The organism is Streptomyces griseorubiginosus (assembly GCF_017614965.1).
GTDB lineage: Bacteria > Actinomycetota > Actinomycetes > Streptomycetales > Streptomycetaceae > Streptomyces > Streptomyces griseorubiginosus_B.
This window is the reverse complement of the sequence record NZ_WVUG01000084.1, coordinates 20,457-30,466: the sequence shown is the minus strand read 5'-3', so window position 1 is coordinate 30,466 and position 10,010 is coordinate 20,457. Positions and strand designations below refer to the sequence as shown.

9 protein-coding genes are annotated in these 10,010 nt (G+C 72.6%); 5 read left to right on the top strand and 4 right to left on the bottom strand.

Annotated elements, in window-relative coordinates:
• From GRC12_RS17965 to GRC12_RS17955, 3 genes are all read left to right on the top strand, one after another.
• A partial coding sequence (locus GRC12_RS17965; protein WP_208780316.1) for a sarcosine oxidase subunit alpha family protein occupies nucleotides 1-2,828 on the top strand: 2,828 nt, incomplete at its 5' end.
• A complete protein-coding gene (locus GRC12_RS17960; protein WP_208780315.1) occupies nucleotides 2,821-3,441 on the top strand; it encodes a sarcosine oxidase subunit gamma in 621 nt (206 codons plus the stop codon). The genes GRC12_RS17965 and GRC12_RS17960, both read left to right, overlap by 8 nt.
• Before the next feature lie 44 nt (nucleotides 3,442-3,485).
• The gene (locus GRC12_RS17955; RefSeq protein ID WP_208780314.1) at nucleotides 3,486-3,986 is read left to right on the top strand and encodes a cupin domain-containing protein; all 501 of its coding nucleotides are present in this window, start codon (nucleotides 3,486-3,488) and stop codon (nucleotides 3,984-3,986) included.
• 22 nt (nucleotides 3,987-4,008) lie between these two features.
• On the opposite strand, the gene GRC12_RS17950 is transcribed toward GRC12_RS17955, so the two are convergent.
• Both GRC12_RS17950 and GRC12_RS17945 read right to left on the bottom strand, forming a co-directional pair.
• Nucleotides 4,009-5,160: a S1 family peptidase gene (locus GRC12_RS17950; RefSeq protein ID WP_208780313.1), complete on the bottom strand. Its 1,152-nt coding sequence runs from the start codon at nucleotides 5,158-5,160 to the stop codon at nucleotides 4,009-4,011.
• A 149-nt stretch (nucleotides 5,161-5,309) separates the two neighbouring features.
• Nucleotides 5,310-5,648 (bottom strand): cupin domain-containing protein, encoded by a 339-nt coding sequence (locus tag GRC12_RS17945; protein ID WP_208780312.1) that lies wholly within the window; start codon nucleotides 5,646-5,648, stop codon nucleotides 5,310-5,312.
• Between the two features lie 111 nt (nucleotides 5,649-5,759).
• Here GRC12_RS17945 and GRC12_RS17940 point away from each other — a divergent pair, with 111 nt between their 5' ends.
• The gene (locus tag GRC12_RS17940) at nucleotides 5,760-7,238 is read left to right on the top strand and encodes a glutamate-cysteine ligase family protein (protein ID WP_208780311.1); all 1,479 of its coding nucleotides are present in this window, start codon (nucleotides 5,760-5,762) and stop codon (nucleotides 7,236-7,238) included.
• Nucleotides 7,239-7,350: 112 nt separating this feature from the next.
• Here GRC12_RS17940 and GRC12_RS17935 read toward each other — a convergent pair whose 3' ends face one another.
• Nucleotides 7,351-8,250 (bottom strand): aminoglycoside phosphotransferase family protein, encoded by a 900-nt coding sequence (locus tag GRC12_RS17935; protein ID WP_208780310.1) that lies wholly within the window; start codon nucleotides 8,248-8,250, stop codon nucleotides 7,351-7,353.
• 142 nt (nucleotides 8,251-8,392) lie between these two features.
• Between GRC12_RS17935 and GRC12_RS17930 the strand changes: the two genes are divergently transcribed.
• Complete coding sequence (locus tag GRC12_RS17930) at nucleotides 8,393-9,703, top strand: aminotransferase class V-fold PLP-dependent enzyme (protein WP_208780309.1); 1,311 nt, start codon at nucleotides 8,393-8,395, stop codon at nucleotides 9,701-9,703.
• Here GRC12_RS17930 and GRC12_RS17925 read toward each other — a convergent pair.
• A complete protein-coding gene (locus tag GRC12_RS17925; protein ID WP_208780308.1) occupies nucleotides 9,603-9,923 on the bottom strand; it encodes a DUF6191 domain-containing protein in 321 nt (106 codons plus the stop codon). The genes GRC12_RS17930 and GRC12_RS17925 overlap by 101 nt on opposite strands.
• Between the last annotated feature and the right edge of the window lie 87 nt (nucleotides 9,924-10,010).

The window sequence follows — 10,010 nt, the reverse complement described above, 5'->3', positions numbered from 1 at the left end:
CTTCAGGGCCGATCGGGGGCGCGGGGGCGGAGCCCCCGGAACGGCGCCGCACCCGACCCCTCACCTTCACCTTCGACGGCACCGAATACCAGGGCGTAGAAGGCGACACCCTCGCCTCCGCCCTCCTGGCCAACGGCGTCATCCAGGCAGGCACCAGCATCAAGCTCGGCCGCCCCCGAGGCATCTTCTCCGCCGGCCCGGAAGAACCCAACGCGGTCGTCCAGATCGAGGCCCCGTTCCCCGAGCCGATGCTCCCCGCCACGACGGTCGAGCTGTACGACGGCCTGGTGGCGACCAGCCTCCCCGGCCAGGGCCGCCTCGCCACCGAACCGGACCCGGCCCGCTACGACGCCGTACACGCCCACTGCGACGTGCTGATCGTGGGCGCAGGCCCGGCCGGCCTCGCGGCAGCCGCGGCCGCCGTGGGCACCGGCGCCCGCGTCATCCTCGCCGACGACCGGCCCGAGCTCGGCGGCAGTCTCCTCGGCACCGGTGAACTCCCCGACTGGCTCGGCGAGACGGCCGCGCTCCTCGACGCCGCCCCCGACGTCCGTGTCCTGCGCCGCACCACCGTTTTCGGCTACTACGACGACAACCACCTCCTGGCCGTCGAGCGCCGCACCAACCACCTCGGCGCCGACGCCCCCGAGCACGTCTCCCGCGAACGCGTCCACCGCATCCGCGCCCGTCGCGTCGTCCTCGCCACCGGCGCCCACGAGCGCTCCCTCGCCTTCGCCGACAACGACCGCCCCGGTGTGATGCTGGCCGCCTCGGCGCGCACGTACCTCAACCGCCACGGTGTTCTGCCCGGCCGGCACGCGGTCGTCCTCACCACCAACGACAGCGCGTACGCGGCGGCCCTGGACCTGCACCGGGCCGGTGTGACCGTCGCGGCGATCGTCGACACGCGCCCGGAGCCGGGTGAGTGGGCGCAGCGCGCCCGCGCGGCCGGCATCGAGGTGCTGCCCGGGCACGCGGTCACCGGCACGGAGGGTGAGGCACGGCTGACGGCGGTGGCCGTCGCCCCGTACGGAACGACCACGGGTCAGCGGGAGTTCGCCGCCGATCTGCTGCTGGTCTCCGGCGGGTGGAACCCCGTGGCGCACCTGTTCAGCCAGGCGGGCGGCAAGCTCCGCTACGAGGAGGATCTGGGGACGTTCGTCCCCGACACCTGCCGTCAGGCCGTCGAGGTCGCGGGCAGCGCGAGCGGTGTCCTCGACCTGGCCGGCGTGCTCGCGCAGGGCGCGGCCGCCGGAGCACGGGCGATCGAGGCCGAGGGCCACACGCCCGCGACTCCGCGCCTGCCGCAGGTGCCCGCCGAGCCGCGGCCGACCCCGCCCATGCAGGTCTTCACCGTCCCCGGCCGCGAGGGCGCCCCCCGCTTCGTCGACCTCCAACGGGACGTCACCGTCGAGGACTTGGCGCGGGCGACGGGGGCCGGCATGCGCTCGGTCGAGCACACCAAGCGCTACACGACGGCCGGAACCGCGAACGACCAGGGCAAGACCTCCGGGGTCCTGGCCGGCGGTGTGGTCGCCGAACTGCTCGGCGTGGACGTCTCCGCCCTCGGCACGACCACCTTCCGTCCCCCCTACACGCCCGTCTCCTTCGCCGCCCTGGCCGGGCGCGACCGGGGTGCCCTGCACGACCCGATCCGCACGACCGCCCTGCACCAGTGGCACGTTGAGCACGGCGCCCTGTTCGAGAACGTCGGCCAGTGGAAGCGGCCCTGGTACTACCCGCAGGACGGCGAGGACATGGAGGCGGCCGTGCTGCGCGAGTGCGCGGCCGCCCGGGAGGGCGTCGCCTTCATGGACGCCTCCACCCTCGGCAAGATCGACGTCCAGGGCCCGGACGCGGCCGTCTTCCTCGACCGGCTCTACACCAACATGATGAGCACCCTGAAGGTCGGCATGATCCGCTACGGCGTGATGTGCCGCCTGGACGGCATGGTCTTCGACGACGGCACCGTCATCCGCCTCGCCCCGGACCGCTTCCTCGTCACCACGACCACCGGCAACGCGGCCGCCGTACTGGACTGGATGGAGGAGTGGCTGCAGACCGAGTGGCCGGAGCTGCGCGTCCACTGCACGTCCGTCACCGAGCAGTGGGCCACGGTCGCCCTGGTGGGCCCTCAGTCCCGCGCGGTGCTGGGCTCGCTCGCACCCGAACTCGCCGTCTCCAACGACGACTTCCCCTTCATGGCCTGGCGGGAGACCACCGTCGCCGGTATCGAGGCCCGGGTGTGCCGGATCAGCTTCTCCGGTGAACTCGCCTACGAGATCAACGTGTCCCCGTGGGCGGCCCTCGCTCTCTGGGAGGCGCTGTACGAGGCCGGCGCCGCCTACGGCATCACCCCGTACGGCACCGAGACCATGCACGTCCTGCGCGCCGAGAAGGGCTACCCGATCATCGGGCAGGACACCGACGGCACGGTCACCCCGCAGGACCTCGGCATGGGCTGGGCGGTGTCGAAGAAGAAGCCGGACTTCATCGGCAAGCGCTCCTTCGCCCGCGCTGACACCCTCCGCCCGGACCGCAAGCACCTTGTCGGCCTGCTGCCCGAGGACCCGGCGGCCTTCCTCCCCGAGGGCACCCACCTGGTCGCCGACAGTGTGCTGCCCGCCCCGCCCGTGCCCATGCTGGGCCACGTCACCTCCAGCTACCGCAGCGCCGCCCTGGGCCGCACCTTCGCCCTCGCCCTGATCAAGGGCGGGCGCGAACGCGTCGGCGAACGGCTCTACGCCCCCGTCGGCGACCGGCTGCTCCCGGTGACCGTCGCCGGCCCCGTCCTCTACGACCCCGAGGGAGCCCGCCGAGATGGCTGACACCGCACTCACCGCCCCGCCGCGCAGCCCCCTGTCACACGCCGCCGCCCGGCTGGCCGCCGCGACCCGCGCCTCCGGCGGCGCGGTCCGGCTGGCCGAACTCCCCTTCCTGGCCCAGGTCGACGTCCGGCTGAACGCCAAGGGAACAGCGGCGGACGCGGTCGGTCTCGCGCTGGGCCTGCAGCTCCCCCTGGAGCCCAACACGGTCGTACGCGCGGGGGAGTCGACCGCGCTGTGGCTGGGGCCGGACGAATGGCTGCTGGTGGGGCCGCCAGGCACCCAACGGGACCTGGAGGCCCGCGTCCGCGAGGCCGCCGGTGACGAGCCGGTGTCCGTCACCGACGTCTCCGCCCAGCGCACCACCCTCCTCGTCGCCGGCCCCCGCGCCCGCGACCTGCTGTCCCACGGCTGCTCCCTCGACCTCCATCCGCGCGCCTTCACTCCGGGCCGCTGCGCCCAGACCACGCTGGCCCGCACCCAGGTCGTCCTGATCGCCCGCGACGAACCCGGAACCGGTTTCTGGGTGCTGGTCCGCTCCTCCTTCGCGGGCTATCTCACGGACTGGCTGCTGGACGCGGCGACGGAGTACCTCCACGGCCCGCACCCGGACTGAGCGGCACCGGGCCGCATCCGCCGGGATGCACTAGCGTCCTCGTCATGAGCGAGCCGCTGACACATCCCGGCGAGGGCTTCCACCCGCACCTCGACGACGCCTCCGCGGCGGCGCCCCCGCGGACCCGTCTGCACCACGTCCGCGCCGACGCCCTCGACGCGGACACCGCGCAGAGCACCGGTATGCGCCGGTTCGCCGCCGTCAGCGGAAGGACGGTCGGCTCGGAGAAACTGTGGATGGGGCAGACCCACGTCGCCCCGGCCACCGCCTCCTCCGACCACCACCACGGGGCGTCCGAGACCGCGATCTACGTGGTCAGCGGCCACCCCGAGTTCGTCTTCCTGGACGACACCGGAGGCCGCCCCGAAGAGGTGCGGCTGCGCACCTCCCCGGGTGACTACGTCTTCGTACCCCCGTACGTCCCCCACCGCGAGGAGAACCCCGACCCCGCCGAGGAGGCCGTGGTGGTCATCGCCCGCAGCACCCAGGAGGCGATCGTCGTCAACCTCCCGGGGCTGTACGCACCGCGGGACGAGCAGACCTGAGCGACGGGCCCGGCGTGCCGGGTCAGGCCGTGTGCAGGGTCAGCCCGTACCGGTTGAGGATCTCGTTGACGGGCTGGTACCAGGTCTCGCCGCCGGAGGTGCAGTCGCCCCAGCCGCCCGAGGTGACGCCCTGCGCCTGGTCACCGCTGATGAACGAGCCGCCGGAGTCACCGGGTTCGGCGCACACGCTCGTCTTCGTCATCTCGTGCACCGCGCCCTGGCTGTAGTTGACGGTCTCGTTCTTGGCCAGCACCGTGCCGCAGTGCCAGTGCGAGGTGGAGCCGGAACGGCAGATGGAGGCGCCGACCGGTGCCTCGGCAGAACCCCGGACGAGCTGGTCGGAGACGGTGCCCCAGCCGAGCACCACCGGCACGGTCCACCAGCCGCTGCCGACGTTCACCCAGGCGTAGTCGTTGTCCGGGAACGAGGAGCCCTGGAAGTTGCCGACGTACGAGCCGTCCCAGCCGTACACCGCGCCGGTGTGCTGGTCGCAGTGCCCGGCGGTGACGAAGCCGCCGTACACCGAGAAGCCGATGGAACAGCGGACGTTGCCGGTGTAGAAGGGGTCGCCGCCCACGGTCCCGGCGGCGAGGGTGCTCGGGGCGTGGGAGGTCTGCCGTACCGTGACGGGGCCCGCCTTGCGCGCGCGGGCCAGGAAGGTCCGGACATCGTTGTCATCGCGGTGTGCGGAGACGACGTCCACGACGACCGAGCCGGCCTTGGGGTCGACGTACCAGTTGCTGATCCCGGCGGGCGCGGACAGGGCGTCGATGCGGGTCTTCGCCGCGTCGAGCTGCCGGGCGCTGTACTTGACGAGGCGTACGTCCGCGCCGGTCGCACGGACCGCGTCGACGTTCGCGCGGCGGGTGACCGCGACGGTGAGGCGGCCGCGGACGGCGTCGAACCACGAGCCGCCGTAGGCGGAGCCGGCGGCACGCTTCGCCTTGCGTTCCACGGCGGTTGCCGTCTTCTCCTGGGCCAGCCGCGTCTCGGCCTGACGCTTCGTCAGGCCGAGGTCGCGCTGCATCGCGGACAGCAGGGCGTCGGAGGCGGGTGCCTGGGTGCGGTGTGCGGGGGAGCCGGCGGCGGAGGCGGGCAGGGTGCTCGCGCCGGCCAGACCGCCGAGGAGGAGAGCCGCGGACAGGGCGGCGCGCAGGGCTGTTGTGCGTCTCAAGGGAGTGCCCCTTCGTTGTTCCAGTGATGTGGGGGTGGAACAGCAGAACGGTGAGAGCGCTCTCAATGTGTGCGCGGCCGAGCATAGCCAGGGATCATGAACAGGTCCATGCCAATCACAGATTCTCGGTGGGCGGCTCCCCGGCCGCCTCACCGGCTGCGGATCACCAGCATCACGACACCCTCCGCGCTCGACCACGGCCCGTGCTCCATGCCCGGATGCCGGTACGCGTACATCCCCGCGGTGAAGGTCTCGCCCAGCCGTAGATCGGTGAGGGAGCCGTCGAGGATGTACACCTCCTCGAAGTAGTCGTGCCGGACCGTGCCCTGCGCGCTCGTGTCCGTACCCGGCTCGTACCGCTGCAGCACGGTGCCGTCACCGGTCCCTGGGTCCTCCGCCAGCACCTGCTCCCAGACACCCTCGCTCGCCTCCGGCGGTCGCCGCCAGGGTGTCACGGGCCGGTGGAACTCGGACTGCGGTCTGCTCATCGGTGCCGTCCCTCAAGGTGTCGACCCAGTTCAGCCCCGTGCCCCGCCTTGTCCGAGGCCCGCCCGTGGTGGGACGCTGGGGATATCCGCCGAGGCTACTCGGGAGGTCGTATGGGACGTGATGTGCCCGCCCTGGTGTTCACGCGGGAGGACCGGCGTCGGTACCGGGACAAGATGCACACCTGTCTCGACGTACTGGCGCAGATGCTGCGCGAGTCCGGCTTCGAGAGCGAGCGGCCCCAGGTGGGGCTGGAGATCGAGCTCAACCTGGTGGACTCGCACGGGCTGCCCGCGATGCGCAACACCGAGGTGCTGCAGGCGATCGCCGACCCCGCCTGGTCGAGCGAGCTGGGCCGCTTCAACCTGGAGATCAACATCCCGCCCCGGCAGCTGACGACCGGCGGACCCGGCGCCTGGGAGCAGGCGATCCGCGACGCGCTCAACCACGCCGAGGAACGCGCCGCGGCCGTCGGCGCGCATCTGATCATGATCGGCATCCTGCCGACGCTGGGCGAAACGGACGTCGGCGAGGCCGCCCTGTCCGGCGATCCCCGCTACCGGCTGCTCAACGAGCAGATTTTCGCCGCCCGCGGCGAGGACCTGCGGATCAACGTGGACGGCGTGGAGCGGCTCGCGATGTACGCCGAGGCCATCACCCCCGAGGCCGCCTGCACCAGCACCCAGTTCCATCTCCAGGTCGACCCGAAGGAGTTCGCGGACTACTGGAACGCCGCCCAGGCCGTCGCCGGCGTGCAGACCGCGCTCGCCGCCAACTCGCCCTTCCTCTTCGGCAGAGAGCTGTGGCGCGAGACCCGCATCCCGCTGTTCGAACAGGCCACGGACACCCGCCCCGAGGAGATCAAGGCGCAGGGCGTACGGCCCCGGGTGTGGTTCGGCGAGCGCTGGATCACCAGCGTCTTCGACCTCTTCGAGGAGAACGTGCGCTACTACCCGGCCCTCCTGCCGATCTGCGACGAGGAGGACCCGCAGCGCACCTTCGACGCCGGCGGTGTTCCGCAACTGGGCGAACTGACCCTGCACAACGGCACGATCTACCGCTGGAACCGCCCCGTGTACGCCGTCACCGACAGCGGCCCGCACTTGCGCATCGAGAACCGTGTGCTGCCCGCGGGCCCCACCGTGGCGGACGTCATCGCCAACGGCGCCTTCTACTACGGCCTCACCCGCGCCCTCGTCGACGACGACCGGCCGGTGTGGACGCGGATGTCCTTCGCGGTCGCCGAGGAGAACCTGCACACCGCGGCCCGTGACGGCATCGACGCCCGCCTCTACTGGCCCGGCGTGGGTGAAGTCCCGGTCACCGAACTGGTGTTGCGGCGCCTGCTGCCGCTGGCCCACCGGGGGCTGGAACTGGCCGGCATGGACGCGGACTGGCGCGAGCCCATGCTCGGCGTCATCGAGCAGCGCTGCGTCACCGGTCGCAACGGCGCCCTGTGGCAGGCGGAGATGGTCCACCACCTGGAGAAGAACAGAGGCTTCGACCGGCGTGAGGCACTGCGCCGGATGACCACGACGTACAAGGACTACATGCACCTCAACGCACCGGCGCACACCTGGCCGGTGGAGTGACGGACCGTCAACCACCCTGCGGCAGGGCTGGGCAGGGCAGGGCGGGGATGGCGTCGACGAGGCCTGGACCGTGGTGCCGCCCCGATGACATGCCGGGCGGATGGGGCGCCGGTCAACCGCCGTCCAGTACCGCCCGGATGACATGACGCGCGTTGCCGGCCATCGCGGGGTTCGTCTCGCGGTAGTACGGCAGGGCGATCACCGCCTGTGACAGCGTTCGTGCGCGCCCGCGACGCCAGGTGGCCGCGTCCACGCCGAGTGCCTCGCGGAAGACCTCCCGCGCGTCGGCGGGCAGCAGATTCCACGCCGGGAACAGGTCGCAGGCCGGATCCCCCATGCCCATGCAGCCGAAATCGATCACAGCGGTCAGCCGGCCGGCGTCCACCAGCAGATTGCCCGGCATCAGATCCGCGTGCAGCCACACCGGCGGCCCGGCCCAGCCCGGGACGCGCAGAGCGTCCTCCCACACGGCGATGAGGGCGTCGCAGTCGACGCCCTCCTCCGGAATCCCGCGCAGTCGCTCGACCGCCGTCCGCGTCTCCGCGTCCAGTTCGGCGAGCGGCCCTCCACGATGGGCCCGCGGAGCCCCGGGCAAGGTGACGCCGCGCATCGCCTGCACGAACGCGGCCAGATCCCCGGCCAGCGCCACGGGCTCCGCCAACGCCCCCGCCTCCGGGTTCCGTCCCGGCAGCCAGCGATACACCGACCACGGCCACGGATACCCGTGACCCGGCTCCCCGGCCCCGAGCACCTCCGGCACGGCGATGGGCAGCGAGGAAGCGAGCCGCGGCAGCCACTCCTGCTCCAGCGCGACGTCCTTGGCGCCGCCTTCCACCAGCGGAAGCCGTACGACCATGTCCTCCCCGAGCCGGAACATGGCGTTGACCGTCCCGCCGGAGGGAAACCGCTCGATCGGCAGCTCCGCCCACCGCGGGAACCGGTCGGTGATCAGCCGCCGTACGAGATCGTCGTCGACGGGGTGCAGGCCGGAATGCATCTGCCCTGTGGTCATGGTGGGTCATCCGACCGTGGGATCTCCGGCGGGGTCAACCGCATTTCCCCGGCTGCGTCCCGGGACCGACCCGGGCGTCCTGCCGCGATCACCGCCGTGCCAGGATGCCGGGACACCGTCTGTTCCCCGGAGGCTGTCGTACGTGAGCAAGACCGAGCTGGTCACCGCGCCTGACCCCCTGCTGCTGGCCGACGGCAGGCTCGCCGTCGAGGCGTGGTCGCTGGACCCGGCGCTCAGACATCTGAACCACGGTTCGTTCGGGGCGGTTCCCCTGGTGGCCCAGCGGCGGCAGGAGGCGCTGCGCGCGGAGATGGAGCGCTCGCCGGTGGTGTGGTTCCCCGCGCTGCCCCAGCGCCTCGCCGCCACCCGGGCCGACCTCGCCGCGTTCCTGCGGGTCGACGCCGCCGATCTCGCCCTGGTGCCGAACGCCAGCGCCGGCGCCAGCGTGGTGTACGCCGCGCTCGACCGGCGGGGCGGCGGGGAGATCGTCGTCACCGACCACGGCTACGGGGCGGTCACCATGGGTGCCGAGCGGCTGGCGCGCCGGTGGGGCGGACGGGTGCGGACCGCCCGGGTGCCGCTCGACGCGGACGAGGATCAGGCGTACGAGGCGGTGGTCGCCGAGATCGGGGAGGCCACGGAGCTGGTGGTCGTCGACCAGATCACCTCGGCGACCGCGCGCCGGCTGCCCGTGGAGCGGATCGGCGCCGAGGCGCGGCGCCGGGGCGCGGCGACGCTCGTCGACGGCGCGCACGCGCCCGGACTGCTTGCCGCGCCGCTCGCGGACGCCGCGTACGACTTCTGGACCGGCAACCTGCACAAATGGGGCTGCGCCCCGCGCGGCACCGCGGCCCTGGTCGCCCGCGGGCCCCTGCGCGAGCGGCTGCACCCGCTCATCGACTCCTGGGGCGCCCCGGATCCGTACCCCGACCGCTTCGACCAGCAGGGCACGCTCGACGCCACCTCCTACCTCGCCGCGCCGACGGCCCTCGCCTTCGTCGAGCGCAGCTGGGGCTGGTCCGCCGCCCGCCGCTACATGGACGACCTCGCCGACTACGGCGCCCAGGTGATCGGCGCCGCCGTCACCCGCCTCACCGGCGAGGACAGCCGGGTCGACGTCGGCATGCCCGTGCCCGGTATGCGCCTCGTACGGCTCCCGGACGGTCTCGGCACCACCCGGGTCGAGGCCGACGCGCTGCGCGACCGGGTCGCCCGCGAACTCGACGTGGAGGCCGCCTTCACCAGCTTCGACGGCATCGGGTATCTGCGCCTGTCCGCCCACGTCTACAACACCGCCGACGACTACGAGTACTTCGCCGAGGAGTGTGTTCCGGTGCTGGGCGACTGGGCCGCTACTGGTCGGTCTGCGGCACCCGGACGACCGCGACCCCTCCGTCCAGGTCCACCGTCGTCCGGTTCGGCGGCGCCCCGTCCTCCTCGTCGTCCCGCATGACCAGGGACGACTGGCGCTCCTTGAGCTCGTTCTGCTTGCCGGGCGAGAAGCTCGCGTGGAGCTGCTCGAAACCGGTCGCCGAGATCTGGCCCTGGCGGACGCTGTTGCGCCAGGGCAACAGACCTGCCCGCCCGGCCCGCAGCAGCAGCTGATCCACGAAGGCCACGGCGGTCAGCAGGATGACCAGCCCGGGCAAGGTCATGAAGACGGCGAATCCCATGCCCCGAGAATCTACGCCGCGCAGGCGATGCCGCAAGCCCTTCCCGTTCCCTTCGACGGACCGGTTGCCCGCCGCATCGTGAAATCC

Coding starts and splice junctions, on each gene's coding strand:
- GRC12_RS17960 (WP_208780315.1), top strand. CDS start 2,821: ATGGCTGACACCGCACTCACCGCCCCGCCGCGCAGCCCCCTGTCACAC.
- GRC12_RS17955 (WP_208780314.1), top strand. CDS start 3,486: ATGAGCGAGCCGCTGACACATCCCGGCGAGGGCTTCCACCCGCACCTC.
- GRC12_RS17945 (WP_208780312.1), bottom strand. CDS start 5,648: ATGAGCAGACCGCAGTCCGAGTTCCACCGGCCCGTGACACCCTGGCGG.
- GRC12_RS17940 (WP_208780311.1), top strand. CDS start 5,760: ATGGGACGTGATGTGCCCGCCCTGGTGTTCACGCGGGAGGACCGGCGT.
- GRC12_RS17935 (WP_208780310.1), bottom strand. CDS start 8,250: ATGACCACAGGGCAGATGCATTCCGGCCTGCACCCCGTCGACGACGAT.
- GRC12_RS17925 (WP_208780308.1), bottom strand. CDS start 9,923: ATGGGATTCGCCGTCTTCATGACCTTGCCCGGGCTGGTCATCCTGCTG.